General features: G+C 40.9%; 23 protein-coding genes and 1 pseudogene. 12 read left to right on the forward strand and 12 right to left on the reverse strand.

Annotated features, from left to right (window positions below; translation table 11 throughout):
• Nucleotides 1-222: 222 nt before the first annotated feature.
• The 5 genes from U9K52_RS13260 to dinB form a co-directional block, all read right to left on the reverse strand.
• A complete protein-coding gene (locus U9K52_RS13260; protein WP_322926978.1) occupies nt 223-1,419 on the reverse strand; it encodes a FecR family protein in 1,197 nt (398 codons plus the stop codon).
• A gap of 239 nt (nt 1,420-1,658) precedes the next feature.
• Nucleotides 1,659-2,753, reverse strand: a complete 1,095-nt coding sequence (locus U9K52_RS13265) for a S41 family peptidase (protein ID WP_322926979.1) — start codon at nt 2,751-2,753, stop codon at nt 1,659-1,661.
• A 270-nt stretch (nt 2,754-3,023) separates the two neighbouring features.
• The gene (locus U9K52_RS13270; RefSeq protein ID WP_322926980.1) at nt 3,024-3,617 is read right to left on the reverse strand and encodes an RNA polymerase sigma factor; all 594 of its coding nucleotides are present in this window, start codon (nt 3,615-3,617) and stop codon (nt 3,024-3,026) included.
• A gap of 109 nt (nt 3,618-3,726) precedes the next feature.
• Entirely contained in the window at nt 3,727-6,780 is a 3,054-nt protein-coding gene (locus U9K52_RS13275; protein WP_322926981.1) for a DNA polymerase III subunit alpha, read from the reverse strand.
• A gap of 2 nt (nt 6,781-6,782) precedes the next feature.
• Nucleotides 6,783-7,940: a DNA polymerase IV gene (gene dinB / locus U9K52_RS13280; protein WP_322926982.1), complete on the reverse strand. Its 1,158-nt coding sequence runs from the start codon at nt 7,938-7,940 to the stop codon at nt 6,783-6,785.
• A gap of 85 nt (nt 7,941-8,025) precedes the next feature.
• Here dinB and U9K52_RS13285 point away from each other — a divergent pair, with 85 nt between their 5' ends.
• Entirely contained in the window at nt 8,026-8,790 is a 765-nt protein-coding gene (locus tag U9K52_RS13285; RefSeq protein WP_322926983.1) for a LexA family transcriptional regulator, read from the forward strand.
• 51 nt (nt 8,791-8,841) lie between these two features.
• Here U9K52_RS13285 and U9K52_RS13290 read toward each other — a convergent pair whose 3' ends face one another.
• Together U9K52_RS13290 and U9K52_RS21325 are read right to left on the reverse strand one after the other, a co-directional pair.
• A complete protein-coding gene (locus U9K52_RS13290; RefSeq protein WP_322926984.1) occupies nt 8,842-9,138 on the reverse strand; it encodes a hypothetical protein in 297 nt (98 codons plus the stop codon).
• A complete protein-coding gene (locus U9K52_RS21325) occupies nt 9,131-9,397 on the reverse strand; it encodes a helix-turn-helix domain-containing protein (RefSeq protein ID WP_323673798.1) in 267 nt (88 codons plus the stop codon). The genes U9K52_RS13290 and U9K52_RS21325 overlap by 8 nt, the downstream gene beginning before the upstream one ends.
• Before the next feature lie 561 nt (nt 9,398-9,958).
• Here U9K52_RS21325 and U9K52_RS13295 point away from each other — a divergent pair.
• Nucleotides 9,959-13,117 (forward strand): SIR2 family protein, encoded by a 3,159-nt coding sequence (locus tag U9K52_RS13295; RefSeq protein ID WP_322926985.1) that lies wholly within the window; start codon nt 9,959-9,961, stop codon nt 13,115-13,117.
• Nucleotides 13,118-13,595: 478 nt separating this feature from the next.
• On the opposite strand, the gene U9K52_RS13300 is transcribed toward U9K52_RS13295, so the two are convergent.
• A complete protein-coding gene (locus tag U9K52_RS13300) occupies nt 13,596-13,841 on the reverse strand; it encodes a hypothetical protein (RefSeq protein WP_322926986.1) in 246 nt (81 codons plus the stop codon).
• Between the two features lie 33 nt (nt 13,842-13,874).
• Between U9K52_RS13300 and U9K52_RS13305 the strand changes: the two genes are divergently transcribed.
• From U9K52_RS13305 to U9K52_RS13340, 8 genes are all read left to right on the forward strand, one after another.
• Nucleotides 13,875-14,267, forward strand: a complete 393-nt coding sequence (locus tag U9K52_RS13305) for a single-stranded DNA-binding protein (RefSeq protein WP_322926987.1) — start codon at nt 13,875-13,877, stop codon at nt 14,265-14,267.
• 35 nt (nt 14,268-14,302) lie between these two features.
• Nucleotides 14,303-15,376 (forward strand): DUF932 domain-containing protein, encoded by a 1,074-nt coding sequence (locus U9K52_RS13310; protein ID WP_322926988.1) that lies wholly within the window; start codon nt 14,303-14,305, stop codon nt 15,374-15,376.
• Between the two features lie 91 nt (nt 15,377-15,467).
• Nucleotides 15,468-16,085, forward strand: a complete 618-nt coding sequence (locus tag U9K52_RS13315; protein WP_322926989.1) for a PRTRC system protein E — start codon at nt 15,468-15,470, stop codon at nt 16,083-16,085.
• Nucleotides 16,086-16,102: 17 nt separating this feature from the next.
• Complete coding sequence (locus U9K52_RS13320) at nt 16,103-16,321, forward strand: PRTRC system protein C (protein ID WP_322926990.1); 219 nt, start codon at nt 16,103-16,105, stop codon at nt 16,319-16,321.
• A gap of 17 nt (nt 16,322-16,338) precedes the next feature.
• Nucleotides 16,339-17,499: a hypothetical protein gene (locus U9K52_RS13325; RefSeq protein WP_322926992.1), complete on the forward strand. Its 1,161-nt coding sequence runs from the start codon at nt 16,339-16,341 to the stop codon at nt 17,497-17,499.
• An 11-nt stretch (nt 17,500-17,510) separates the two neighbouring features.
• Entirely contained in the window at nt 17,511-18,233 is a 723-nt protein-coding gene (locus U9K52_RS13330) for a hypothetical protein (RefSeq protein WP_322926994.1), read from the forward strand.
• Nucleotides 18,233-19,039, forward strand: a complete 807-nt coding sequence (locus U9K52_RS13335) for a PRTRC system ThiF family protein (protein ID WP_322927037.1) — start codon at nt 18,233-18,235, stop codon at nt 19,037-19,039. Before U9K52_RS13330 ends, U9K52_RS13335 begins: the two co-directional genes overlap by 1 nt.
• 318 nt (nt 19,040-19,357) lie before the next feature.
• Nucleotides 19,358-20,347: a hypothetical protein gene (locus tag U9K52_RS13340; RefSeq protein ID WP_322926996.1), complete on the forward strand. Its 990-nt coding sequence runs from the start codon at nt 19,358-19,360 to the stop codon at nt 20,345-20,347.
• Nucleotides 20,348-20,588: 241 nt separating this feature from the next.
• On the opposite strand, the gene U9K52_RS13345 is transcribed toward U9K52_RS13340, so the two are convergent.
• The 4 genes and pseudogenes from U9K52_RS13345 to U9K52_RS13360 form a co-directional block, all read right to left on the reverse strand.
• Nucleotides 20,589-21,245, reverse strand: a complete 657-nt coding sequence (locus U9K52_RS13345; protein WP_322926997.1) for a hypothetical protein — start codon at nt 21,243-21,245, stop codon at nt 20,589-20,591.
• Between the two features lie 64 nt (nt 21,246-21,309).
• Nucleotides 21,310-21,885: a Crp/Fnr family transcriptional regulator gene (locus tag U9K52_RS13350; RefSeq protein WP_322926998.1), complete on the reverse strand. Its 576-nt coding sequence runs from the start codon at nt 21,883-21,885 to the stop codon at nt 21,310-21,312.
• A gap of 210 nt (nt 21,886-22,095) precedes the next feature.
• Nucleotides 22,096-22,365 (reverse strand): hypothetical protein, encoded by a 270-nt coding sequence (locus tag U9K52_RS13355; protein ID WP_322926999.1) that lies wholly within the window; start codon nt 22,363-22,365, stop codon nt 22,096-22,098.
• Between the two features lie 95 nt (nt 22,366-22,460).
• Nucleotides 22,461-22,736: pseudogene (locus tag U9K52_RS13360) on the reverse strand (TraQ conjugal transfer family protein); the annotation flags it as partial.
• A gap of 277 nt (nt 22,737-23,013) precedes the next feature.
• Between U9K52_RS13360 and U9K52_RS13365 the strand changes: the two are divergent.
• Together U9K52_RS13365 and U9K52_RS13370 are read left to right on the forward strand one after the other, a co-directional pair.
• Nucleotides 23,014-23,304: a helix-turn-helix transcriptional regulator gene (locus U9K52_RS13365; RefSeq protein ID WP_322927001.1), complete on the forward strand. Its 291-nt coding sequence runs from the start codon at nt 23,014-23,016 to the stop codon at nt 23,302-23,304.
• A 7-nt stretch (nt 23,305-23,311) separates the two neighbouring features.
• A complete protein-coding gene (locus U9K52_RS13370) occupies nt 23,312-25,645 on the forward strand; it encodes an N-6 DNA methylase (protein WP_322927002.1) in 2,334 nt (777 codons plus the stop codon).
• The last annotated feature ends 29 nt before the right edge of the window (nt 25,646-25,674 follow it).

The raw sequence follows: 25,674 nt of genomic DNA on the forward strand, positions 1-25,674 counted from the left end.
AGTCATAAGTTTGTTTGGGTTATGCAAGGCAGTCACATTGAGAACATGTTCAATGCCTTGCGGATTGTTGATAAAATCGGTTCGCACCGGTTGTTGACAAGACCTACTGAACCGGAGCATCCTCGTACGATGTCTCCGGTTTTTCGTAGGTATCATTAACTATTAACTTAAAAAAAACTTACTTCATAGGCTACGGCGGTTTATGGGTGATCTACTGGACATTTATTTCGTTTGTGCGACCATTAATACAGTTGCACCATTTTTTTTGATGAGTTTAAAATTCACATTACTAAGTTCAAGTATCCTTAACACGCTTGACAGGTTGGCGCTGCGTTTAATACCGCCGTTAAATACCTCTTTGGTAGGTTCTCCTTTATATTCGACCTGGATATTGTACCATCGGCTGACCTGATGTAGTACCTCCTGGATCGAGGCATCCTTAAAATAAATTTTACCGTCCTTCCACGCCAGTGCGGACTGCAGGTCCGCTTCCTGAACAATGATACGGCTATCAGTTGCGAAAGATTGCTGGCCAGGCTTAAGAATGACGGGACGATCCTTATCTCCTGGGGTTGACACTTTTACCGAGCCCTCTGCAAGCGTGGTCACTGTCTTAGCTTCATCAGCATAACTGTTGATATTAAAATGGGTTCCCAGAACTTCAACTTTTTGGGATGGCGTTTCAACAATAAAGGGGTGTTTCCTATCCTTGGTTATCTCAAAGTAAGCCTCTCCGGCTAAAAGCTTTACATTCCGCGTTCCCTGGGAACCCAGGTTGGCAGCGTATTGTAACGTGGTAGCGGCATTAAGCCAAATCCTGCTGCCGTCAGATAAGGTGATCCGGTAGGTCTGTCCATTGGCTGTAGATAAGGTGTTAACACCAGTATTCGAACTTTCATTCATTCCTCTGCCCGTGTACACCACCGCTCCATCCTTTGTTTTCGTGACTTCTATACCTTGTTCGGATGCCAGGATACCGGCAGAAAGACTATTAAGCCTGATCTTCTTTCCATTGGAAAGGGTTAATGTGGCTGCGGATTGTCCGGGACTGACATCTGCAACCGCAGCAAACTCGGCTCTTTTTTGCTTGCTATTCGTGGAGATAAGATAAAAGCTGATTCCGATAGCAAGAAATAAAAATACTGCTGCTGCATAGGGGATATACTTTCCGAGCCTGATTGTCTTCTTAGGTTGCAATTGTTCCCGTAATCGGTAGGAAACAGCGTCAACTGCCTTTTCCAACCTTATATGATTATGCTCGGGAAGCCCACCGGATAATTCTTTCAGCACCAATTCATAAAGCTCTCCATCATCCTCTTCCTTTCCAAAATAGTGCACCAAAACCTTATATTCATCTGCATTGATGGTGTTATCCAGGTATTTGGCGAAAATCTTTTGAATGTTTTGATTATTTTCCACAGCTTGTTTTTAGGATATTACGCAGGTTGCGCAGAAACCAATAGCTGTATGATGAAAATACTTTAAAATTCTGTACTGGATATCAATAACCACAGATCGAATTTATAATTCCGAAGATAATCGGGAGCCAGGGTCATTGGTGCATTGAAGTGCTAACCGATAACAAGAAGAAACGCCCGTATAGAGATTTACACCGAAATCCTTCCAGTGATTCCTTTTATAAGGGATAAGATGTCTGCTTATCGCTCCAATTGCTTTTGAACAAACTTGATTTTGTCCCTTTCAGTAGCTTTAATCTTGACGTCTGGAGCTATTCCAATATTATCGATAGGATATTGAGGTAATCTTTTAGACCTAGCGATGGGAATAACAAGATTGAGGTCGGCACATGGAATATCGAAATATTGATTACTGCTATAATCTAACATCCCTGCCGAATTTTCTCCGTAAACTTTTACCTTTTTGCTTTGCATCGCCATCAACAAAAATGATTCGGTAGAGCTTGCACTGTTTCTGTCTATTAAAATCGCTACTTTTTTGGGGAATGAATAAATAGAGTCAAGCCTAACCTCGAACGACTCTTTACCGGATGGATTTACAAATTGATTAGGATGTAATTTCATCAGGCCAATAATGTTGCTTAGAAGCTCTTTTGCCGATTCGGAAATGTCAGGATCTTTTAAATTACCTTCCAAAACAGAGATATTATTTTCTGATGATCGATACTCATCCGGTTTAATATAAATGGGGTTGGCGTAAATATGCGGCATTAGAGAATTGAAGGCGTAGTCTGTTCCGCCGCCATTACCACGAATATCAATGATCCAGTTAGTTGTCTTTTTAAAACTTTCATCATTAACTTTAAACAAGCTGTCAATTATTTTTTTCTCACTCCATTCAAACGAAGGCAGCCTTAATAGTACTGTACTTGCGCTTAACTGCTTTATACTGGTTTGATTGTTCAATTTCTCATCCGATGCGGGTAAAGCCGGTTTTTTAAAGAGCTTATTAAGCTGTTTAACCTGCTCGGGATACTTTTCCCGGTATCTCCAGTCTAATTGCACCCGCAGATGCTTATCTTTAAAGTAGTTAACAAATGTTTTTAATATCACATAACAAGAGTCCGTACCGGCTGCTTTTGCTGCTCTTTGCCGAAGTTGTCCGGTGAAATTGGTAAACTCATTAAGGTTTTTACTTTTTACTTTGTCGCTGTACCCTGAATAATTATCCGCTATGTGACTGGTGGTATAATCAAAATTCACAAGGCAATCACAATTTTGGGCAAACGTACATAGGGGAAATAGAGCGATAAAACAAAAAAGTATTTTTTTCATAGGCAAGTTAATTGTTGAGGGGACGATAAATGAATCCAGAGAGTTCCAAGGAATATCATATTCTTATAACAGTCCAACCACCTGATCTCTTACATTTAACTTCCTTTTAAAAAAAACCGTAACAATATCTTTTATCATTGAAATTCTATTAAAACAGTTTCTCTCTTCGTAAAGATAAGCATTTTTGCGTTCCCCTTTCGCCTGAGCTTGATATGGTGACAGGGAATGAAACGATACAGCTAGGCACCATCTTAATTATTAACTTTGTAATTACTGTCCAAAGAGGTTCTGACAGAAAAACACAACTACATACGGGATGGCCCTGTTGTAATGGTTCTTTAAGAATCGGTTGGCCTTCGTGATGTGATCATTAACCGCAGCTTCTGAAATCTGCAACAAACGGCTCACCTCAGCATAACTTTTCTTTTCCATTTTGCATAGAAGAAATACTTTTCTCCGTTGCTCAGGAAGCCGATCGATAGAACGGAAGAGCTCCATGTCGGCATCCACAGCGGACATCTCTTCAAAAGGATTATAAGCATCCGAAATGCGGTGCCATAATTCCTCCGCCAATTTTTTGTTCCTGGAGACATTTCGGAAATAATCGTTGACAAGATTGGCCGAGATACGGTATAAATAGGCCTCCAGCGGTCGTTCAGGGTCTATAACACCTCTGCTGTTCCATAATTTTATAAAAAGTTCCTGTAAAACATCTTCTGCCAGGTCCCAGGATTTAAGCAACCTGAAAAGGCGTTGGCCAATGGCGCGACTGTGCTTGTTGTAAATGGTTTCGAAAGCAGTGTAATCCCCTTCACGCAACCGAAGCAGCAGTTCTTTTTCAGATGATATTAAAGAGGAGGTCATTTCTTTGAGCACTATGACCTTAAAGTTAATAAATTGTTAGTGAATTTGGAAAGGGATTCCCAATTCTAATAGGGCCGACACGATGTGTCATGTACACCACATAAGAAGATCATTTCATTTTTAACCGAGGCAATCCAATTTCATGCTCCTGCGGATAGGGTTGTCTTTGGGTCATGCTTACATCTTCTTTGATCCGCTCATGTGCTATATACCTTTTATCTTCGTCATGGTAATACCTCGGATCGGGAATAAACGGCATTTTGGCCATTTTCATGATAGTAATGGTCGGGAAATGAAAATCAACTTCCACGGTTCCTAACAGTAAATAGCAACCACCGCCTTTGAAGGGATACTTCTCCAGACAATCGGGAAAGTGCGCCGTGTCAAAATAATTGCCCTCTGCGTCAATCCACGTTCCAAAGAACATAGTCCCTCTTTTGGTAGGCACATGCTTTCTGGAAATCAGGTAAGCCAGCATCTTTATTTGTTTTTTGTGGTGCTTTACCAAATCCTTAGCCATCACCGATCCACGGTATCTGGAAACCAGCAGATCAAAGGGGCTTACCGAAACGGGGAATCCCAAAAGTTCAATTTCATCGAAAGCATCCTCAAACAAATCCCTTTTGAGCACCGGAAGCTGGTATTCTTTTACCGGTTCGTCAAACAATGCTTCCATTCTTTTTTCAGGCTTGAAGTCGTTAAGGAGCATTCTGGCTTCGATTAACAGTTCATTCTTCTGTTTGCCTGTAAACCTGAAAGCATCGATAAAAATAAGGATTTCTATTCCAGCTATGCCAATGGGGATTCTCTTGATAAAGTCTTCCAGAGATTTATAAGCCCCTCTTATTACACGATCTTCTACAATGAGCTCAGCTACGGCTTTTTCTATTGATTGTAAGTGCATGAAACCAAGATAAACATCCTTACCGTACAGTGTGGTCTGGTACTCGCTCATGTTGACACACGGGTTTAAAATATTGGCGCCTGACATTCTTGCTTCATGGATATATACCTCTGTGCGGTAAAATCCTCCCTGGTTATTGATGACCGCGACCATAAATTCAAGGGGATAATGCACCTTTAAATACAAGCTTTGATAACTCTCTACCGCATAAGAAGCAGAGTGGGCTTTACAAAAGGAATAGCCCGCGAAACTTTCAATCTGACGGTAAACTTCAGCACTTAATGCTTCAGGGTGTCCCAGCCGTTTGCAGGATTCAAAAAAGTGATCTTTCACTTTTTGTAGCGCAGCCAATGACCTACCCTTACCGCTCATCGCCCGGCGCAACACATCGCCATCCGTAGCCGGGAGCCCTCCATAATGCAAAGCAATTTTAATCACATCTTCCTGATACACCATAATGCCATAGGTTTCTCCCAATTGCTGCTCGAAAACGGGATGAAAGTATTCAAACTGGTTAGGATTATTGTGACGGAAAATATATTCTTTCATCATTCCGCTCTGCGCCACCCCCGGCCGGATAATCGATGAAGCTGCGACCAGGACTTTATAATTATCACATTTGAGACGGCGTAATAACCCGCGCATGGCAGGGCTTTCGATATAAAAACACCCTATGGTTTTTCCAATACTTAAAAATTCATTGCATTGTTTTTCATTCTTGGACAGGGAGGTATTGCGAATATCCACCTGTATACCTTTGTTTCTTCTAATCAGCTTGACGGCATCATTGATGCTGCCAATTCCTCTTTGGCTCAGGATGTCAAATTTTTCAAAACCAATTTCCTCCGCCGTATGCATATCAAACTGTACAATTGGAAATCCTTTCGGGGGCATAATAAGTGCTGTATAATTGCTGATCGGTTCTTCCGAAATTAAAATCCCGCAGGAATGCATACTTCGTTGGTTTGGAAACTGATCCAGCATCGTACCGTATTGATGCACCTGCCGAACCACCGAATTGTCATCATGCAAATCCATAGACTGCGTAGTCAGTGCATCGAGTTCTTCTTTAGGCAGCCCGAATACTTTCCCCACCTCACGCAAGATCGATCTGTATTTGAATTCCACATTGGTACCGCAAAACGCTACATAGTCCTTACCATACCGGTCAAAAATATATTGCAGAATGACATCCCGATCCTGCCAGCTCCAGTCCAAATCAAAATCAGGCGGCGTTTTCCGGTTAAGGTTCAGAAAACGCTCAAAATATAAATCAAGTTCCAAAGGGCAGATATCGGTAATACCCAGACAATATGCAATAATGCTGTTCGCTCCGCTTCCACGACCAATATGCATAAAGCCCATGCTGTTGCTGTAGCGAACAATGTCCCAGGTTATTAGAAAATAACCACTGAAGGAAAGTTGATCGATCACCTTCAATTCTTTCTCAACCCTTTTTCTGGCTGCCACGTGATGATCCCCATATCTGGCTGTTAAGCCCGCATAGGCAAGAGAGGTAAGCAGTTTAATATCGTTCTGTTTATCGCGCGTATAATGTTTTTTATTTCTTGGATAGGAAAAATCATAATCAAAACTACATTGGCCTAAGATCATTCGCGTGTTACTCACGATCTCCGGATACCGCTCAAAATAGTACAGCAGTTTTTCCTGATGCAGCATGATCTCATCTGCCCGGCAGTGCTGATCGGGTTTTAGCAAGGTAATCAACGTATTCAGGTCAATAGCCCGCAATACCTTATGGAGCTCATACTCCTGCTCATTCTTAATGGTAACGGATTGAAGGATTACCATTTTATGGATCAGCTGCCGCCACTGTTTCTGAAACAATAGATTGACCTGGTCGGGCCGTATACCAATATATTCATGATCCAAGAGATTTACTGGTGAATTTTCTAAGGGATAAATGGTAAAAGATTGTTTGAATTCGGGATGGTGCCGTGGCAGGGGAACATTATCACAGTTATGACTTGTCAATAACTGGTTAATTTCGGAAAGCGCTCGTTCACTTTTTGCTAATGCGATATATAAGAGTTTCCCTTCATCCCTGAATTCCATTCCCACCACAGGTTTAATCCCTGCATCTTTACACGTTTTTAAAAACTCATAAATGGCAGTCATCGTATTGATATCGGTAAGGCAAAGCACCTGAGCGCCTGCTTCTACAGCAGATTGCACCAGGCTCTGAACAGAGAAGGTTCCGTAACGCAGGCTATGATAGGTATGGCAGTTCAGATACATGGCTAATACTGTTTTGAAGGGAAATCAAATCCTGAGGCACGGCCGACCGCATTTTTTCCAAACCTGTTCTTAATCTTATCCATGGATTGATAGAGGTTTATCATTTCCTGCGTATCTTCAAACATATTCATCTGGTATTCTCCATGAACCAGTCCGGTCAGTTTCAATCCAACCAAACGTATCCGCATTCGGCGGGTATACAGCTTGTCAAATAATTCCAAGGCATACCTGCTGATCGTATGGTCAGCCGAGGTATAAGAGACTTTGCATTGTTTAATTTCCGTATCAAAATTGGAATAGCGGATCTTTACCACGATGGTGGAGGTCAGCCACTTTTCCTGTCTAAGCTGGTGGGCAAGTTGCTCGGCCATGCCGGTGATCAGTGATTTTATCCCGTATATATCTATCGAGTCCTTTTCAAAAGTATGCTCCGATGAAATTGATTTCCGCTCGGTGTACGGAATTACCGGACTGTCATCAATCCCATTAGCCTTGCGGGATAGCTCGATGCCATTTTTTCCTAAAATCTTTTGAAGCACTTCCGTGGGCATTTCAGCGAGCGTATGAATTGTCCTAATGCCAACCCGGGAAAGCAGTTGATAGGTCACTTCACCGACCATCGGAATTTTTCGTACGGAAAGCGGATTTAGGAATGGACGAATCATGGCGGGCTGTATTTCCATATGCCCTTTGGGCTTAGCTTCTCCGGTACCGATCTTCGATACGGTTTTATTATTGGAAAGGGCAAAACTGATCGGCAGATTAGTATGCTTGACTACATGGGCAGCCAATTCCTTGGTCCACTGATAGGTTCCAAAAAAACGGTCCATTCCGGATAGATCCAGGTAAAATTCATCAATACTGGCTTTTTCCAGTAAGGGGACTTTTTCTTCGATAATTTCAGTGACCTCATGTGAAAGCTTGGAATAAAGATCCATATCGCCCCGGATTATTCTCGCCTCAGGGCAAAGTTTCATCGCCATTTTGATAGGCATGGCAGAACGCACCCCATAGTATCGGGCCTCGTACGAGCAGGAAGCCACTACTCCGCGGTCGCCACCGCCGATGATGATCGGTTTCCCCGTAAGCTCACTATTATTTCTTCGTTCACATGACACGAAGAAAGTATCTAAATCCATATGCACTATTGCACGATCCATCTCCTAATTTTCTATAAACTGTACAGTACAAAATTGCTAACTTATTTAGCAAAATATCATATATTTGTTGCTATAATTTATAGCAATGTCAATTTTATCAGAAAACATCAGGTATTTGAGAGCTCAGTTGAAATACTCCCAGCAGAAAATCGCAGATGATCTTTTGATCACCAGAGGAAGGTATGCAAAATATGAAGACGGTGATACTGAGCCACCTATCGAAATCCTTTTGAAGATTTCGAGGTATTTCCGCGTTAGCATAGACCTATTAGTTTCTGTGGAGCTTAGAAGATTTCCGATGGATGAACTGTTGCGCCTCCCGGATAACCGCATCTTGCTACCCATTACCATTGACGGTTCGGGTGAGAATAAAATTGAAATCATTCCCTACAAAGCATCGATGGGATACCTCAACGGCTATGCTGATCCTGAGTATATTGAAACCCTTCAGCACCTTTCCCTTCCTTTTCTTCGCAACGGAAACTACAGGGCTTTTCCGGTAGAGGGAGATTCCATGCCGCCCTTTAAAGATGGTACTTTTATTATCGGTAAATACATCGAAAATATACAGGAAATGAAAATTGGGAAAACGTATCTGTTGGTTACCCGTACAGGGTTTGTTTACAAAAGGCTGGCTGAGATGGACGAAAAGTCTATTAGGGTAGTGTCGGATAACAGCTTTTACGAACCCTACCGAATACCGTTCCATGACCTCCTGGAAATCTGGGAATATGAATACAGTTTAATGAAGGATTATGATTTTTCAGACTTTAATACCCAGGAGATTAAGGGGATGTTCCTATCCTTAAAAGATGATATCAAACGGGTGGAAAGTCATTTAAGGCGATAGAAATGTTAAAAGGATTTTAATCATTAAAAATGCCAATGTATAAAACTGCTATCAATCAAAGGTAAAGCTAAACCTGCTGCCCTGTTCCGGATGCCAGCAAGGAACATATTTTATATATCCGTAAGTAACCAGTTCTCCCAGGTACTTATGATAGGTTGTGATTGACCGTATGCCCGAAAACCACATCAGCTTTTTTCGGCTCGCATGAAAATCATCAGAAAGCTTTGCACCATTGTGATGATACAACAAAGCCATCAATAGTCCGATATGGGTCGGTACAATCCTGCTGTCCTCTGCCAGCTTTTTACACAGAGAGCGCAGCAAAGCATTTTCGTTCCACTCACCCATTCTTATTCAGCATTTTAAGGATATCCTCTTGACGGTAGTAGAAGCTGCCTCCCACTTTCCGATACGGAAGAGTACCCTTCATCCGAAGGTTCTGCAGTGTGCCGGGTGATATCTTTAGTAACTCCCGAACATCTGAACTCTTTAGCCACTCTCTACTTTCCTTTTGCCCTCCTTCCTTATTCATCAAAGCCTTTAGCTCTTCCAGGATTTCGCTTTTGAACTGTAGCAGGTCCTTCAAAGTAATAACAACTATTTCCATAATGATCACGGAAGTACCATTTATGATCTCCCGGGCTATACTAAAATAGACCTAAACAATGCCTAATAAGATAAAATGGCACTTAGTGGCACGTTATGGCTACCCATGACCAATTATGATATGTGATTCCTGAGCTTTTTTGCGCAGCCATTCACTTCAATACTATCTCAAAATGATATTCAAATATTAATACCGCAAATACACAGAGTATACAAGTGCTCGGGAATGATAATTCGTAAGTATTTATCTAAAAGTCGGCTCGTAGAACATAAGTGACCGCGTACTGAGTGATCTCTCTTACCAGCGATTTGAAAAGAAGGAAATGCTGAAGGGCTTAGAAAGATGTAGTATCTAAATTTGTATTCCAATATTTCAACTGGAAAAACCACACCACATTATCTTTTCCAAAAATTTGTCTATGATAATTATAGTCTTACGGAAAAACGTAATGTTTGGTCGATTTTGATTTGTTATATTTATAGTATTTAAACTTGGATATTATTTGTAACTACAGATCTCCAATTTACATTTTAATGCGTAACTAATGATTTTTAATAATAAATGGAAGACAATTTAAACCTTGATTATGATGCATTTCTACGATCTATAAAAAGAAATATTGATGTTCCGCACTCTTTCCTATTAGGTGCTGGTGCATCCATCAGTTCAGGAATACAGTCTGCTTACGACTGTATCTGGGAATGGAAAAGAGATATCTATGTTTCGAAAAACGTTAATGCCGCTGATTATTACAAAAATCACAGAAATGAAAATGTGAGACTAAGCGTCCAAAAATGGTTGGACAATCACGGCGGCTTTCCAGAGCTGGACGCACCGCAAGAATATTCCTACTATGCAGAAAAAGCCTACCCGATTGCAGAAGACAGAAGGAAATATTTTTTTAGCTTGATTGAAGGCAAAGAGCCCTATATTGGTTATAAATTACTTTGCTTTCTTGCAGGCCAAAATATCCTCAAAGCTGTATGGACTACAAATTTCGACGGTCTAATGGTTCGGGCAGCCCATCAGAATAATTTAACGCCTATTGAAATAACACTCGACAATGCGGATCGTATATATCGAAATCAAAGTACAAAGGAACTTTTGTGCATTGCCTTACACGGTGACTATAAGTATACTAAGCTTAAAAACACCGATAACGAACTGGACACACAGAACGAGATTTTTAAGGAGCATATCGCAAATTACCATACTGATAAAAACCTTATCGTTGCCGGCTACAGCGGCCGCGACGTGTCGCTGATGGATGCACTTAAGACCGCATTTTCAAGAAGAGGTACAGGCCGTCTCTATTGGTGCGGATTTGGAGATCGTATCAGCCCTGAAGTCAAAGACCTGATCGAACACGCACGAGCTTACGGGAGAGAGGCTTTTTATATATCAACTGATGGCTTTGATAAAACTCTTATACATTTATCCAAATCCATATTTGAAGACAATAAAGAAATTTCCAATCAAATCCAGCAACTGCTTGAGATTTCAGATCACGAAGAAACAGTAACATCTGATTTTAAGCTTGAGGTTACTAAAACTGACAAGTACATCAAAAGCAATCTGCACCCTATTGTTTTTCCACGCGAAGCGTTTCAATTTGAGGTAGATTACGGCGAAAACCGGCCGTGGGCATTCCTAAGAGAACTTACCCAAAATACAAGCATTGCAGCCGTGCCGTTTAGAGGAAAAGTTTTTGCATTGGGATCGCTCAGCGAAATCAATACAGTATTTAGGCCATATATCAAATCCAAAATACAGCGTGAACAAATTTCACGCTATGATATTGAAAATGTTTCGGCTTTTAAAAACCTGATGCTGACCGCCCTTCTAAAATACTTCTGTTCCACAAAAGAAGTCTTGTCCAACTACAAGGATAAAATTTGGTTTAAGAATCCAAGTAGTAATGATGGTGAAGTTTCGATCCATAAGGCAGCATACGTATCATTGTACTTCGACAGGAATCCGGTTTTTGGCTATCTTGCATTAGCTCCAACCGTATATTTAGATTCGGATAACGAAATCCATAAATCCCGTAAGCAACAAATTAGCAAAAAAATCCTTGAAAAACTGTTTAATGATAAATATGATCATGAATTACAGTTGTGGACGACAACCTTATTTAGCAATAGGAAGTTGGTATTTGAATATCCATTTCAGTCGGGAACCGGTTTTGAGTTTCAAATAAGCTCAAATACAGCCTTCGGCGAAATTGATGTACTGGACAACAAATATAGGCCAGCCATCCCACAATATTATAATTATAAACAGACCCAGTTTAGGGGTGTACAGTTTCTAGAACCTCAGTTGATTTTTAAGAACATTTCGAGCAACAACGATTTTAAGGACTTTCATCCTATGCGTGGCTTGATTAACAATCGTCCTTATGACGTTAATCTTAATGGTATCATACACTCCAATGAAATTGAGCTTTCGGTAATCTGCGCATCGAACTATGCCAATAGACTGTTTACCTTTCTTTCAGGACTTAATGTCAAACACCCAACTCAGGGAAAAAATGCAGATTACCTTATCGACTATCCTGGTTTTGCTTCCGCATATAATATACCGATCAACATACCTGTTGTTGAGGATGATTCGTCTTGGATCGACATTAATTTTTCGGCGGATAACGGCAAGGAGACACACGAAAATGCTATTGCGTTGGCACATCAAATCACCGACAAACTCAAGAAAATTTCAGCCGTAAGAGGTTCTGGTCCCGTCGTTATCTTTATACCAGAGGAATGGCAGCCTTTTGAAACCTATTTGAACGAGGTCGAGAGTTTTGATCTGCACGACTATATCAAAGCGTTTGCCGCCTCCCAGGGAATCGCTACTCAGCTGGTTCGAGAGGATACTTTGGAAGATCCCCTGAAATGTCAGATCTACTGGTGGCTATCTTTATCTTTTTATGTCAAGTCGCTCCGAACACCTTGGATATTAAACAACCAGGAGAGAAAAACTGCTTACGCGGGAATAGGCTATAGTGTTTCAAAAACTAAGGGGCTAATCGACATTGTTATAGGATGCAGCCATATTTACGACTCCAATGGACAGGGCTTGAAGTACAGGCTTTCTAAAATAGACAACTATGTTTTGGATAAACAGAATAATCCTTATCTTTCCTATAAAGATGCCTTTCAATTTGGGGTGTCCATCAGGGAATTATTTTATCAATCAATGGATACTCTGCCTGAACGCGTCGTTATACATAAAAGAACGAAGTTCACCCAAGATGAAGTTAACGCGATTAAGGCAAGTCTTAATCAGGCAGGTATTAAAAAAATCGACTTGATTGAGATAAATTACGATGTCGATGCGAAATTTGTAGCGATGAGCATTTACAATAACCGTCTGCAAGTCGATAGATTTCCGATCTCCCGCGGAACTTGTATTGTGACCAATAAAAGAACAGCGCTACTTTGGACGCATGGTATTGTTCCATCTGTAAAGCAGCAGAGTCATAAGTTTTATCTGGGCGGAAGGAGTATACCAGCTCCAGTAAAAATCACAAAACATTATGGCGAATCTAATATAGACCTTATAGCTACTGAAATATTGGGTTTAACAAAAATGAACTGGAATTCACTAGATCTCTACTCAAAACTCCCTTCTACTATTGATTCATCTAATCAGATTGCAAGAATCGGAAAGCTACTTGCCAGATATGAAGGGCGATCCTACGATTACAGATTATTTATTTAGCAATAGTTTTTCTATTTATTTAATAGAATGCATATTCACCTCAAGTCTCACCCATTTTTAAATTTATAGGTTGAACTATATTTTAATTTAATTTTCCAATCGATTTTCTATATTTAATCCGAGAGCAATAATTTAGAACGGGGATCGTCGTCAGATTATTCCCGTTTTTTTGGTAAGCGCTTTGCACAGTGCTTTACGTTCCAAGTCTTCGGAAGCTGTGGGTTTCCTTGCAATCACTATCGCGTTCTTGCCGTTCCTATACTCACGCCAATATTGGAACTTAATCTCCCGAAATGGCATCGGTACAATATCGTCGCAAAATGGGTTTCTGAACATTTATCACCTTACATAATTCTGTTTTACAGCAATCTCTGATTGCCTAACCCCTGGTTGGAATTGTTGGAGTTGCTATCGCCTGTTGGAAAATGATTGGATCAATCAAACTATTTCCAAATCAACCGGTAAAAAGGCAGCTAAGTTATAGCGGGCAGCCACCCCAAACAGCCAACCAAAAGACTACGGCATAATGGCAAGGCAAAGTGATGGCTTCGCCGAACTGCTGTGTGTTGCCTTGCCACCCGCCGGGACTTATTCCGTTTCCTTTTGGTTTTCCCCTCAGCCCGCTTGGATTATCTGCTTTCTTTTTTCCGGTTTTTCTTTTGGAAAAATTTAAGCGAAGCGAAGCAGACCACAACAGGAAGCAGGGAACGAGAAAAGCGGACATAACAAAATGTAAAACTTTTAAAACAGGAAGATTATGAACATTATCGGAAGACTGACAAGAGATGCGGAAGTACGCACAACGTCACAGGACAAACAAGTAGTGAATTTTTCAGTAGCGGTGGGCGACAGCTACCTTAACAAGCAGGGCGAGCGTATCGAGCAAACTACCTATTTCGATTGTGCCTACTGGCTATCGGCAAACGTGGCAAGACTGCTCACTAAAGGCACATTGGTAGAACTCACAGGCAGGGCAAGCGTAAGGGCATGGATAAGCAAAGACGGTGAAGCCAGAGCAGGTCTGAATTTTCACACCTCCCAAATCAAATTGCACGGCGGTGGCAAGAAAACCGAAACCGTACAGGCTACTGCACAAACCGTCAACAACAGCATTACAGCACAGGGAGCAGATGACGACCTCCCATTTTAACAAAAAATATTTCAAACCCTTAAAATCATTTTATCATGGCACATAATATTAATTTCAACGAGCAAACAGGACGTTATTCATTTTTTAGCGTACAACAAAAAGCATGGCACGGTTTGGGGCAAATCGTGGAAGAATACCCAACAAGCGAAGAAGCGATCAAACATGCAGGGTTAGATTACGAAGTAGTAAAATCCCCACTGTTCACCAAAGGTTCGGGTATTATCGAAACTTCGGGAGGAATAGAGATAGGAAGTACGGAACTGCAAGTCCCTGATTATTTCGCCAATATCCGCACCGATAACAATTCCGTATTGGGTGTAGTCGGCAAGGATTACCACATCGTACAGAACCGGGAAGCCTTCAATTTTTTTGATGCTATCGTAGGTGGTGGCGAGGGCATTCTATATGAAACCGCAGGGGCATTAGGTAACGGAGAGCGCATTTTTATCACCGCGAAACTGCCCGATTATATCCGTGTGGGAAATGGTGATGATGTCACCGAAAAGTACATTTTCCTAACAACTTCGCACGATGGTAGCGGAAGCATTACCGCTGCATTTACGCCCATTAGGATTGTATGCCAGAATACCCTTAACGCATCCCTGCGCAGTATGACCAATGTCGTGCGTATCAAACACACTTCGGGAGCGAAACAGCGTATCGAGAATGCCCACAAGATTATGGGATTGGCAAACACATTGAGCAACCAGTTGGAGGGTATTTTTAATGAGTGGACTAAGGTAAAAGTAAACGACAAAGAAGTACGAAAGCTCATCCAGTTGGCACTTTGCCCCAACAAGGAAACGCTTGACCTTATCAAAAAAGGCGCTGACGATGAAATTTCCACTGTGTTCAAAAACACCGTTGAGGACGCATTTGCCTATGCGATGATTAGCGACACCCAGCAAATGGATACCACCAAAGGCACATTGTTCGGAGCCTACAATGCAGTGACAGGCTATTATCAGAACGTAAGAAACTACAAGAACGATGAAGCCAAGTTACAGAGCATTGTATTGGGTGGTACTGCGCAACTCAAATCACAGAAAGCATTTGAACTGTGTACCGCATTTGCCTTAGACGGTGCGGAAATCCTAAACCTTAATTAGATAACCATAGGCTACCACTTTAATCGGTGGTAGCCTACTAGATAAGGATATGAAAGCAATACGAGCAACAACACATTAAAATTTTACAGCAATGAATACCAATTTTTTTAAGCAGATACAGCAGTTGGACTTTACAGGAGTATTGCAACTGAACATTTCAAAAGGGATAGACACAAATCTGATTGTAACGGTATTGGTCAATAATGATGGGTGCGGAGACAGTGCCAAAAACCTAATTCCCCCTTTGACATTCAACGCCACGCCCCAAGAGTTTGACGAGGGATTTTTTGAGCAGATCACCACACCGATACAAAAGGTATCGGGACTAATGGTGGATATGGAAAAATTCCAGAAGCAATTGGATGAAGCCAAAAAGCAATCGGCAATCGAAAAAGACAAAGCCGAAAAGCAGAAAAAAGAACAGGAAGCCAAAGACAAGAAGTTTAAGGAAGGTATGGCAAAAGCGGACGAACTCGAGAAAGAGGGCAAATTCCGTGAAGCGTGGATGAAAGTTCCCGACATAGCCGAATTCCCCGAAAAAGCAGACGAGATACGCAAGCGCAAAACATCATTATCTGACAGGTTTGCCACACCGAGCCTTTTCGGAGCAATGGAAGAAGCGACCACCGAACCGCCAAAGGCGGTGGAAGCTACTGCCAACTACCTTGACGATGAAACGGACGAAGCCAAAGGGGGAATAAACTATTAATCTAAAATCAGAACGTTATGTTGTTAGCAACGCCATTAGAGCGAGTTTTTATACTCAAAGATAAAGGACAGGACATCAGACTGACCGACCCCGAACCACGTTGGAGCGTGGAAGCGGTAATGAATTTTTACGCCAACCTGTATCCCATTCTAACAACCGCAAAAATATCGGCACCAAAGATTAAGGACGATGCCGTTGAGTACAAATTTGAAAGCGTAATGGGGACGAAAGGGTAAATCAAAAATCAAAAACAATGAATTATGCAACCACATATCATATCGGGAATGGTCAGCCTACCCGAACAAAAACGGCAACAGCATTTGCACCGACAGTTAGGCGAATTCGCAAAATGGATGCAAAAACCAAAAGATGCAAACCAAGTGCTGAAAGACAGGCAGAAGTCCGTACCGATAGCCATGCTACCAATGGTATTTTGAAATGCACCTTTTTGCCAAAACTGAAAACGGCACAACCCGTACAGGCTTGTAAAGAAACAACTTTAACGGAGAGGGATTTTTACAAGTCCCTTTCCAGACTTGCCGAGCATTACAAAATTGAGCCCATGCAGACCAAAAATTATGGTTTCCCTTACAACATCGCCCTGTCTATGTGGGATATGGAAGCTAAAGTGAAACGCACCAACATCAACTGGAATCATTTCCAATTGGTACAGGATCGTAAGAAAACCTTTTTCATAACCGAAGAACGTTACGAGGTGGGGACAACCCTGTATTATGTTCCGGTTGTACCGCTCTTTAAAATGCTCCACGACAGAGGACGAAAAGATACGGCACAACTGCTATTATCCGTATTCAGCTACCTGTACCATATTGCTGATATTCCCTATTACAGGCAGGAAGACAGTTATCTGTACTGGCAGTACGAAATGCATAGAGAATGGGTGGAACAGGACGAGGAAACGGACGCCACCGAAACCTACCTAAGCGAGTTGCGCAATGCCGAATATATTGGCTACAGGATAGAACAGAAACTATTTAACCGTATCAATCTGAAGTTTTTTGAACAACGTTTGAACCGATTTAAGAGCCTTGATCCATTCGACAAAGAGTGCCGAAAGGTAGCTTGTGATGCGTTTGCCCTGTACACGGAATATCCGACAGCAAGCATTTTCAGAAATGCACCATTACCCGAAAACGACCCCTATCATGATGAGTATGAAAATGGAACCATCGGGATGCACAAGTATATCTCATTTATTGCCGACACAAAAGGGTGGCTCCATGACAGCCTTACCGACACCATTAACAACGAATTTAACGAGTACGGCTTAATAGAAGAACCCACCATTTGCAAGGCGTTCGATGGAAGCAACATAACAAACGCTAATCTTGATTTTGAGAACCGCCTGTTTTCCTTACTGGACGACCTCTGCACCCTATTGTATAACTATTAAAGAATAAGCAAATGAACAACGTAAATAACATTGCCGAAAACTTCGGCACCTTATACCATCCAACATCCACATTGGTTTTCTATGAAGCAAAAGGAACGGAAAACAATATGTACGTGGAGCATTTTGATATGGACAAAAACGGAATGCCCATCAATGCCCACCCATTGACAGTAAAAGAAGCCAATGTACTGGCAAAGGCTTTACAGACCGATGAAGAAAGGAGTCATGCCTTTTTAAAGCCAAAGGGAGTGTTACCTACCAACATCCTGCACATCAATCCGAGCGAAAAAGGTACGGTCTTATGGTACACCAAAGCACAAGAACGGCAGATGTATTTTGTGGAAAGTTTGGGTGTACCCAACGGAGTGGCACACACACCGCCAATATTGTGGTATGCCAATAAAAACAGCCTTGCCGTTTTTGCCCTTGCAACCGACAGAAGGCCAACCGAGAAAACGCCACTACATTACGCTCCCTTTTTCAATATTTATGAAGATGGTAAAGTGTGTATGGGTACGGTGACGATTGACATCAAAAACTCGTCTTCGGTTGAGGAATTTATTGGTGCGTGGGAAAGCTACTTTTTTAACAGCTACTTCAGCCATTTATTGGGAAGCCACAGCCCCATTAAAGTGAATTGCGTAAAGGTATGGAAAGACCTTATCGGAACAGCGAAGCCCTTTCCTAAAGACGTACTGAAAAAGAATAACAGAACCCTCAAGAATCTATTGTGATGGAAACAGCAAAAACAGCCGTCCATTTTACGGATAGTTATCTGATAAGCCCTACCAACCCCGTTTCGGTAAACCTTATCGGTGCAGGGGGCACAGGCTCAAAGGTGTTGACTGCCTTAATGGAAATAAATGAGAGCCTGATCGCATTGGGACACGCAGGGTTACAGGTGCGTTTGTGGGACGATGATATAATCACAAGCGCCAATTTAGGCAGACAGCGATTTTTTGAATGCGAAACAGGACTGTACAAATCCGTTGCACTCATTAACCGTATAAACCGTTGTATTGGCTCCAATTGGAAAGCCGAAACAGCAAAGTTTGAAAAGGACAGGTTCGGTAGATTGCCCGAAAATGCAAGGGCAACCATTACCATTACCTGTGTGGATACGATACGGGCAAGGTTTGGCGTTGCTGAAATTCTGAAAGAAGCAAGCTGCCGCAGGCACTACCACGACGAGCCGAAATATTGGCTGGATTTCGGCAATAGCCAAGATACGGGACAAGTGTTGTTATGTACCATCGGAAAGATCAAACAGCCCCATTCTGAAAAATACCAAACGGTGGCAAGCCTGCCATTTGTTACCGATGAATATGGGGAATTGCTGAAACAGTCGGAACAAGAGGATAACACGCCAAGCTGTTCCCTTGCCGAAGCATTGGAACACCAAGATTTGTTTATCAATGCATCATTGGCTCAAATGGGATGTTCCCTATTATGGAACTTATTTCGCAGGGGAATGACCGAATACAAAGGTTTTTTTCATAACCTGAAAGACTTCCGAACCCATCCGATAAAAGTCGCCTGACCCGAAAAATCGGGCGGCAAAAAGACACTCCCTCACCGTTGGTCGGGGCTGTCTTTTTGCATCTAAGCAGTGCAACCCCATTGCCAAAATGCACCGAAACACATACCCTTTCTTCTTCATTTTACCAAAAAGGTTGCGATGGTATTGCGTGGGAGATACAATATCTCATCTGTTGTTTTTGCAGACTTCTTTTCTTTCCACACGTCGGCCAAAGAAAAGAAGTAAAAGAACACCGCCTGATCAATTGGGATTGTTTATGAGATTAGCGAACCTGTAAATTGAGTAAATTTGAGTTCTGATAATGCCTAAACATTTAAAATGATTGAAACTGAAATAGCAATAACGGTTAACAGGAAATCCGATATTGATCTAATCGAACAAAAAATTATTGAAAATAAAATCATGTTTCCGGTCTACATTCGGGAATATGAATTCAGCTATCAAATAAATTTCACCAGTGATTATGAGCAGTGGGAATTGGACACCGCCATTCTCAGCACTTTTCCGGGGTATGAATACACCAAAGACCTTGAAAGGGGACGAAAGGAAATACGAATCCAAATTTCCCGATACCAATCTGAATTATCGACCGATGGCTGGGGAAGACCAATTGAAAATCCTTTGAATGAGACGAAGTATCTCGTTAAATCATCTGTCCATAAGGCTGAAAAGTTCAGCCCTAAAATCAAGGTTTTGTTTGAGGATAAAGAGCAGTATTATTTTATAAATATTATAGGAGGTACGAACCGTGCAACCGAGGAAAATGGCTTTCTGCTTCTCGATCATTTCACAAGCAATAAAACTGACGACGCTACATTTTTTAAAGATCGGCTGTATAAATCCCCTCTAGATGCGTTTCATTCAGGTTATTATAAGTTGGCCGAAGTGGTAGATAAGGATTTTAATACCTACATTGAAAATAAAAAGAAAGAAATCAGGGCCATTCAAAAGCTTCCTCGAAAAATAATAAGAGATTTTATAAATGCCTGCAACAGCTCCGATATCAGTAGTATCCTGAAAAATCTTGATGAGAATGTTGTTTTTCGAGTACGTAAAAATTGGCAAACCATCTCAGAAATCGAAGGACTTTCAACGTTTAGACAATATTTGGATTCATCCGAACAGCAATTGTGTGGTAAAGATTTTAAAATCAGATCATCCTGGAGTTTTAGCTTACCGAATGTAACCATTGGAGTTAAATATTTTCCACCCCCGACAGAACAAAATATGCATCCCTTCCAGAAATATGAGCACGTAAAGTTTTTGCTAGATAATAATAAAATCGTTAGTATTTTGTATGAATGCTAAAGCGGATTGCTGCCATGAAGCAAGCTCACGTCCCTGTATATAGTCAGTAGTTTTATTTCTCTTATTGGTGGTGCTCTAAAAAGTATCTGACTTTATAATCCAAATCATAAAGTCAACACCAACTTTAGTGATACTTTTATGAGATCCACAATCATAATATAATTTTGTAGATGTGTGCTGTAATCCTTTCGTTATCGAAAGGATTATTTTATACCGTAGACCCCCAAAGGGGCACGACGATTTAAGTCGGTTTATTTTTAATCAGTAAACGGTAAATAGCCAGGCAGCCAGGTACCATGGGAAGAATAGCAGTCCACATTCCGGGAAAATAGTAATGCCCTGTAGTTCTGAAATAGAAATTCGGCATCTCCGGAATCACTGTGCCTTCTATAGCTGCAGTCAACGAACGCGGATTATGGGGAAGCAAGTTGGGAGTTATGAATGGAAAAATAAAGTGGGTGAATTCTGCGACTCCCGGACCGATAAAGATAAACCAGGCTACAAATCCGGCAATCGGGATTTTATAGTAAAGTCCCAGAGAAGTGAGCGTATAAATTATTGGTCCGATAAGCGCAAACACCATCAGAAAGCTTTTCTCACTCCACGGAATATCGAAGAGCCTGCTCATGGCCGGTGCAAACCCCATCAAATATTCTTCAACAATGTGAATCTGAAGACCAGCAACTGTAAGGATAAATAGTGGAAGAATAATTCTGGGTTCCACGGGTTTTCTTAAATACGTGAACGACCAGCAAAGTAAACCGATTAATGCCGAACCCCCAACAATAATTACGGGTGCAAGCCCAATGGTAAGGTATCCCATAACCGGAGCTATGATGGTGAAAAGACAGGCTGCGAGAAAGCTTAGTTTCTGCGTTAGTGATAATGAATATTTCATAACGGATAGATTTTATCTGAAGGTACTTCCGTTATATGAGCCGGCATTTATCAAATGATAAAAACTACTTCATCGCCCTGATTCTGCTTAAAGATACCTGGGTAATCCCAAGATAGGAAGCCAGATCAGCCAAGCTGATCCGTTGCATCAACGGACCGTAGTCTGTCAGAAATTTGAGATAAGCTGTTTGGGCCTTCTCTTCTAGCGTACCGCTAATTCGGTCCATCATATTCACCGCAGCCAGCGAAATAAGTTTGCGGTAAAAAGTTTCGATGGCGTGGTATTGTTGACAAAGCATTTCCAGATCATCATGATTGAGACAGGTTATCGTGGTGTCTTCAAGAGCCAGCACGGAATATGATGAAGGCTTCTGAAGAACGAAACTGTCGAGAACAGTAAACATGCTGCCTTCAGGAAAAAAGCGCATGATAAATTCGCGGGTATCCGTATAAAAGAAGGTTTTTACAAGACCGCTGTCTACAAAATAAATTCGTTTACAGACTGTATTAGTTTCCAGGATGAGTTCGCCTTTTCGGTATTTCTTGTGGTAAAGTTTTGTTTGTAAAACAGCTTTGGTTTCGCTTTCAAGAAAGGAAAGTGAAGAAGCGAAACTTGAAAAGTCCATTGGATTAGTTGGCATGTTACTCATTATCAAAGCAAGTTACGAAAATGATATTCTTTTGAATTATGGTCCTCTTAATTCACTATTCTATTTGAAAAGAGCATATGGGTGGTGTAAAGTTTATAGGAAAATAAATCTCAAATAACGATTAGTTTCTTAATGAATTTATAAATGTTAAACGCTGAAATAAATTCTAATAATGTTAATTGTTTTAATTTAAAATACCGGTCATTTCAACTTTTGCATTTCAATTATTTTTTCACGGTCTTTTTTCTCCCGAAAGTACACCCACAACGACAGCAGACCAAATATGATCAGGGCATAGGCTATCCATTTGCCAATTCGTTCGATGAATTTGATAAAGACCGAACCTTCATACGATGAAAAACCCTCGGCCCCCATAGGGCCGCACCTATAAAACTTACGACGGTTGATCCAGTAGCGGAGTGCCAGGCCTGCAACCAAAAATATGATACCGATAACCAATGAAGCGACCATAACAAAACATTTAAAAGTTACCACCTAAATTTACAAAAATTTGTTTTACGTAGTTAGATAAGAAATCCCGCCTGTATTTGGCGGAATTTCTGGGTTTAATCGATGCTGTTAAATTCAGAACCGATCTGCTTTTCATTGCCAAAGCTGTCCGAAATCCAAACATCAAAGGATTGTGATGTGGCAGAGGTTGAAGTGTAATACAACCTGAACTGCTCAGTTGGTAATGGGTACAGTTCATTGGGCTGGTAGGGCGGCTCATCGTAGTACTGTAACTTGCCGTGACCGTCAAACTGAAAGTAACGCAGGAAATATTGGGTGTTACTATAATTGCCTGTTCGCTGTAAGGTCATTCGTATTTCCACCGTCTGCCCTCATTTTAAGCCCCACATAAAAAATTGGAAAGAGGACAATTAACTTATATTCCTTATACCTTTCATTATAAATTGCTAATAAAATTGCGTAACAATGAATGCAATAAGCATGACTGCCTATTTGTTACAGATTATAAATTCCCGCCTCGTAAACTTATCATTGCACGTCTACTTATCATTTCGTTACTTTCTGGCTAAAAATAAACACCTACTGCCTCATCCTTGTGTATATTTCACTAATTTAGCCAAAATTTGACAAGTCAAAAATTAACAGGTCATGCATTTTGGTGAAAAAATTCGAGAATTGAGAGAAAAACAAGAGCTGTTGCAGCGACAACTAGCGGCAAGCCTTGAAATTGATACTCCAATGTATAGCAAAATTGAAAGAGGCGAAAGAAGAGCAAAAAGAGAACAAGTAATCGCTTTGGCTCAATTGCTGAACATAAATGAGGAGGAATTATTGACTATTTGGCTGTCAGACAAAATCATTGAGAATGTTGGGAATGAAATGGCTGCATTAGCAGCACTTAAACATGCCGAACAGGAACTAAAAAAGAAATCGAAATAATTGAGCAATGGCTATAGAAATCAAAAAAAACGGCAACAAGATTTTTGCCCCATTGATCGGAAAAGAATTAATCTGTACTCCGGAAGAAGAAGTCAGGCAGGAATACATTGTTCACTTAGTGAATCAATATGGTTATTCCCTTGATCAAATGGCACAAGAGGTAAAAGTAAATAACTCCAAAAGAGGTCAAGGGAAAGCCAGAGCTGACATTGTTATATGGAAAACAAAAGAAGATCGTAACTCTGATAACAGTCCAGTGATAGTGATTGAATGTAAGGCAGAGCAAATTACTATCCATGAGGAGGATTATTATCAAGGCTACAATTATGCTTCTTGGGCTGGCGCCGACTTCTTTGTTACTACCAATTTAAAGGAAACAAAATTCTTTAAAGTGGTCAAAGGTAAAATGCCAAAGCATTTAGAGGAAGTGGTGGAGATACCTAATGTTTCTCAGTTATTTGATGAAAATAAGATTGAAGAATTATTAACCAAGACTAAAGAGTTTACTCGGGACGAGTTTAGTAAATTGTTGTTCAAATGCCATAACATCATCCGGAATAACGATAAGCTATCGCCAGAGGCCGCGTTTGATGAAATCAGCAAGATTCTATTTATGAAAATTCGCTACGAAAGAGAACAAGCTAAAACGAAGGCGCTGTTTTCCAGAAAGGAATTTGAAGAATTGAAATTTGCTTATGAAAAAATTACTGGCAAAGATTCACTTCCCTTTTACCAACACTTTTTTGAGAAGACAAAAGAAGTTTTCAAAGCAGATGAAATTTTTGATCATAATGACAGTATAAAAATTCGAGAAACTAGCTTCCTGCAAATTGTGAAGGAGTTAGAGAAATACAATTTATCTAATACTTCTGATGATATAAAAGGTATTGCCTTTGAAGAGTTTTTGGGTAGAACATTTCGCGGAGAGTTAGGTCAGTTCTTTACCCCACGTACCATAGTGGATTATATGGTAGATGTACTTGATCCAGAAGAAGGTGACATAATTTGTGACCCGTGTTGCGGCAGTGGCGGTTTTTTGATTAAAGCATTTGAATATGTGAGGGATAAGATCGAAAAGGATGTCCAAACCCAAAAAGAGAAAATCAAGGAACGCTACTTTGGCCAGGACTATGAAAGATTGCCGGAAAAGAAGCAAGAAGAAATAGCAAAACAAGTAGATGAGCTATTTGCCAAGCTCAATTTTGAGTTGGATATACACAATCCCAAAGGCCGTTTAAAAACGCTTTCGTATGACTGCATTTTTGGAACGGACGCCAACCCAAGGATGGCGCGTACTGCCAAAATGAATATGATTATGCATGGAGATGGCCATGGAGGCGTACATCATCATGATGGGTTACTGAATGTCAACGGCATATTTGATGGGCGATTTGATGTCATACTCACCAATCCTCCTTTCGGTTCCAGAGTCAACAAAACATTAAAAGTTACTCCTTCTGATGTTCCCAACGAGGACAAAATCAGATTCTATGAAGATCGATACGGCAGCCATTACAGACAAACTGTAGTAAAGCAAATTCAGGATTGGGCAAATCACGATAATGGTCATGGCAAAAGCCGTGGTAAAGCTTTGTTAGACATTTTTGATGTAGGTGTATGGAGTGGTTTGACGGAAGTTCTTTTTATGGAAAGATGCCTCAACCTTCTAAAACCAGGTGGCAGAATGGGGATAGTATTGCCAGAAGGCGTATTGAATAATAGTGCATTGCAAAAAATCAGGGATTACATTGAAGGAAAAGCTAAATTAATCAACATCACTTCCATCCCTCAGGATGTATTCATTGCCTCAGGGGCTACAGTGAAACCCAGTTTGCTATTCCTTAAAAAATTCAATGAAGAAGAATTGGCAACCTATCAAAAAATCACGGAGGACACCACCAGAGAGATTAAAGACAAGTACCAGCCCAAATTGGATGAACTGAAAGCGACTTTCAAAAAGGAAGAGAAGAAATTGAAAGAAAGTAAGTCTTCCAAAGAGTTTCATGCGTTGAAAAAGAAATATGCAGAAGATATTAGGCAAATAGAAGAGCTCATTGCTACGGAGATTAAACCGCTTGTAAAAGAGCGTTTCGATTACCCTATTCCTGTTATTGAAGTTGAGAAAGCAGGAATATCCAGTACAGGTGCACCCTGCGAAAATGAGTTAGAAGAAGTGGCCATAGAGTTCAGGGCATACCGAAAAAAAAACAAACTATGGGATGAGCCAAAGAAAGAAACACAATACCCTGTAGATGATGAAGGTAACATTTCCAGACTGCAGTTAATTGACGGAAACCTTGTAAGCGAACCTGAAATATTCTATGAACCATATGCCCACTGAGACAGCATTCAAATATCTCAATGAAGTAC

Source organism: Chryseobacterium sp. MHB01 (assembly GCF_034651565.1).
GTDB classification, from domain to species: Bacteria; Bacteroidota; Bacteroidia; order Flavobacteriales; family Weeksellaceae; genus Chryseobacterium; species Chryseobacterium nepalense.